The organism is Roseibium sp. RKSG952, assembly GCF_009711355.1.
Window position 1 is genome coordinate 1 of record NZ_SMMF01000686.1, and the last position, 4158, is coordinate 4158.

Here is a 4158-nt window from a genome sequence, read left to right on the forward strand (position 1 = left end):
GGTCCGGCGCTCAAAGCGCGCTGCTATGAGGCACAAAAAACGGAAGCCAAAATCGGCTTACGTGTTCTCAATTCATTGAGCGCCTCTGACGCCCTGCGTTCGAGAATGCCTAATGACGCCATTCCTTCGAGGGAATTGGGGGCTATAATCTTCGTTGGAATTTGTGCAACAACTCCTATTGTATTTGTAATTAGTAATCATTACCTTAATTTTTAAGTGATTAATAAGATTAGTAAAATTTAATATTATTATCGAGATAAGTTAAAATCACATGATTACACGAAAAAATGGTAAGTGATACGAGTTTTTTTGTTGGTTGTTTAGGGCGTTTGGTCGACGACGGCCGCCCGCGGCATTGAAAGGTGACCATGTTTATTGGATTGGGGGGCAGCTTGTGTAGCCAGTCTATACGATAGAATGGTGTGTTGGGTGGAGGTGTGACCGTGAAGCATATCTTGTTAATGCGGTTTAATGTGAGTTGGTCTGTGAAAGTTCCTTTGTCGTAGCCGATATTGGTCTTCTGTCTGCTGAATGGACGTCACCGAAAATCATTCTTGCATACAAGGATTGCCGAGGCGGGATTGGGGGAAAATTATGGGGCTGCCGATCTTGAGTAGAGGTTGAACGCGAAATAGATCTAATAGAAAAATGGCTAATATAGCTGATGTTGCAAATAATATTCGACGTCATTCAGAGTTTTGGGTTTGAGGTATAATTCATGACAAAAAAAAATACGCTATCCAAGGCGATAAAGCGTTATAGAAGTTATCTATTATCCGTCGCTTTTGTCAGTTTTTGTGTGAATATTTTGTTGTTCACGACGCCTTTGTTTCTTATGCAGGTCTACGACAGGGTTCTGGCAAGCAGAAATGAATTTACACTCTTAATGTTGGTTCTTGTTTCCTTGCTGTTGCTGGCAATCCTTGGCGGTATGGAGTTTCTACGCTCCAACATGATGGTCAGGATGGGTGTGCAGTTCGATACAATCGTGGCCCAACCCACCTTTCGTAAGGTGTTTTCCAACGCATTGCGACCTTCCAGCCCTGGGGGGCGGCAAGCACTTGATGATATTGAAAAACTACGCGGTTTCCTGACAGGAAACGGGTTGACTACCTTCCTAGATGTGCCTTGGGTGCCTCTGTTTCTGGCCGCTACATTTCTTTTTCATCCACTGCTCGGCTTGGTTGCAACAGGTGGAGCCATCGTCATTTTCGCACTTGCGTTGTATAATGAAACTGCAACACGGAAACTCATTGCCGAAGCTGGAGAAACAGCGCAGACCGCGAGTCACATTGCTTCCGTGACCTTTCGAAATGCTGAAGTCATCAAGGCTCTCGGGATGGAGCGGGTGATGAGTGAAAAATGGCGGGAAAAACACGACCACGTTGTAGACCGCCACGTTCTTGCAAGTGGCCGGAGTGCTAGGGCGCTCTCCATTTCGAGATTTGTAAGGTTGGCTCTGCAGGTTCTCATGCTCGCAACCGGGGCGTATCTCGTTATAGAAAACCAGGTTACCGCCGGGATCATGTTTGCCTCATCCATGATGATGGGGCGCGCGCTTGCTCCCGTTGAACAATCAGTTTCAAATTGGAAACAGTTCATAGTCGCACGTGGTGCATATCTCAGATTGAAAACCGTTCTGGATGGCGGGACCGATCCTCTTGAGCATATTGACTTGCCGGACCCAAAGGGTGCGGTGTCGGTTGACAAGCTGATTTACATGCTGCCAGGCTCAGATCGGCCGGTACTGGAGAACGTAGCATTTTCAATTGCGCCGGGTGTTGTGCTCGCAATTATTGGAGCAAGCGGCGCAGGAAAGTCCAGTTTGGTGCGGCATCTGGTCGGTGTCTGTTGGCCAACCAGAGGGGCGGTCCGATTGGACGGAGCCGAGCTTTCACATTGGGATCCGGTCAAGCTTGGTCCGTTCATCGGTTACCTTCCGCAAGATGTGGAGGTCTTTTCGGGCACGATTTCCGAAAACATCTCACGATATCAGCCGGACCGGGATGAGGATGTTGTAAGAGCGGCCAAACGGGCAGGCGTCCACGATATGATCCTCGGATTGCCAAAGGGGTATGCCACAGACGTTGGACAAGGCGGATGGCGACTGTCAGGCGGGCAACTTCAGCGTATCGGTTTGGCTCGGGCCTTGTTCGGTAACCCGAAACTACTGGTTCTTGACGAACCCGATGCAAGTCTGGACTCGACCGGTGAAGAGGCGCTGGTAAACGCGTTGCAGCAGATGAAAGCAGATGGAACGACGATTATCTTTGTAAGTCACAAAGCGAATATGCTGCGTATCTCCGACAAGGTCCTTGTTCTTGAAAGCGGTAAGGTTCGCGCCTTTGGACCGACTAACGAAGTCTTGAAATCTGGAATGGTCAGTGCTGGAGGCGCACCGGGCGGCCGCACTGATAAATCATCTCAGGGAACAAGTGGGGCACAGCCGCACCGCATTGTCTCCACATCGGCAAGGGCTCCTGTGGAACAAACAGACCAGTTGGCTGTCGCGGCTGCTTCTGCAAGAAGACAAGAGCCAGACTAATTTTTCAGTTTCAGTATTGTGAGGTTTCCAATGTTCAGACGCAAAACCGGGGGGGAGAGACATAGCCCGAAACCCTTTGTCATTGCAGCTTATGTGCTCGCATTTTTGACGTTTGGTGCGCTCGGAGGATGGGCAGCAACCGCTCCACTTGATAGTGCCGTGGTTTCAAACGGGGTATTAAGCGTTGAAAGTTCAAAGAAGGTCGTCGACCACTTGGAAGGTGGCATTGTCAAACAAATTCTGGTCAAGAATGGTGACGAAGTGAAGGCCGGGGATGTTTTGATAAGGTTAAGTGAGGTTCAGGCAAAAGCGGAACAGTCGATGTTGGGCAAGCGGTTGAAGATTGCCCGGGCCGAAGCTGCGCGCCTGGAGGCAGAGCGCTCACTCGAACCAACCTTGGAATTCCCGCCCGAAATTGCGGATTCTACGGACCCGCAGGTTCAGCACGCCGTGAAAACCCAGCTTGACTTATTCAAGGAGCGGACCTCGGTTTTGAACAGTCAGATCGATATTGAAAACTCGAAAATCGAGCAACTGACAAAAAATATTCATGGCCTCGAACTGCAACGCGATGCAACTGAAAAGGAAATGGGGTTGATCGAAGGAGAAGTAACGCGTCTGGCGGAAGGGCAGGGGAAGGGGGTTGTTTCCATGAATAAGCTATCCGAGTTTCAGAGAACTGAAGCCGAATTGAGCGGCACCTATGGTGGTTTAATTTCCAAAATCGCAAGTGCACAAGAAAGTGTAAGTGAGGACAAGTTGGAGATTGTCAAGTTGCGCCAGAGTTTCAGCGAGAGGGCGGCCGATGAGCTTCAGGACTTGCGTGAGCAATTGACAGAACTTGAAGAAAAAGAAGTTATCGCCGCCGACACACTACGCCGTGTCGACATCAGGGCGCCGGTTGACGGGGTTGTCCAAAACCTTCAGGTGCACACGGTTGGTGGCGTGGTCAAGTCGGGTGCGCCGTTGCTTGAAATCGTACCCAAGGACGAAGAGCTTGTTATCAATGCCCAAATTGGAATGCTTGATATCAACAGTGTTCACCCGGGCCTGAAAGCCGAAGTCCGGCTGCCTTCGTTCAAGAACCGCTATATGCATCCGGTCTTTGGCGTGCTTGATTATATATCGCCAGACACGATCACACCTGAAAACACTGACCAGTCCCCGTATTATCAAGCGCGTATTCTGGTCAAGGAAAGCGAATTCCCTGCAGAAATGAGAGACAAATTGTCTCCAGGAATGCCGGCTGAAGTTATCATACCGACGGGCGAACGCACGGCATTGCAATACTTGTTGCAGCCTTTTCAGGACGCATTTCGCAAAAGTTTAAACGAAGACTGACGCATTGCCAACTTTGTCCCCCTCGGGTTTACCGGAGACTAAAACTTACACAGAATACTGGTTTTGGAAAGCAAGCGATCAGGCACTTGGTATCCTGCAGAATTTCGTGTTTGGGCTGTTCGTGAGTACTGAAACTGTAGAACCTGAGCACGTCTATTTACCTCGCCAATTTGGAACGGCTGTGTTTCACCCCCATGAGAGGATTGGAGGGTGGAGTTCGTCCCTGTTTCCGGACGTTTGAATATGTCGGCTATGCGGGCATTTTGAAAGTG

Annotated in this window: 3 protein-coding genes; all 3 read left to right on the top strand. The window is 49.5% G+C overall.

All coding sequences use genetic code 11. The annotated features are described in order from the left end of the window. On the top strand, positions 1–216 hold a 216-nt coding region (locus tag E1297_RS49695; RefSeq protein WP_209015632.1), incomplete at its 5' end, for a hypothetical protein. 502 nt (positions 217–718) lie between these two features. Further along, complete coding sequence (locus E1297_RS03880; protein WP_155134143.1) at positions 719–2545, top strand: type I secretion system permease/ATPase; 1827 nt, start codon at positions 719–721, stop codon at positions 2543–2545. Between the two features lie 30 nt (positions 2546–2575). Continuing rightward, positions 2576–3886 (top strand): HlyD family type I secretion periplasmic adaptor subunit, encoded by a 1311-nt coding sequence (locus tag E1297_RS03885; RefSeq protein ID WP_155134146.1) that lies wholly within the window; start codon positions 2576–2578, stop codon positions 3884–3886. Positions 3887–4158 lie beyond the last annotated feature (272 nt).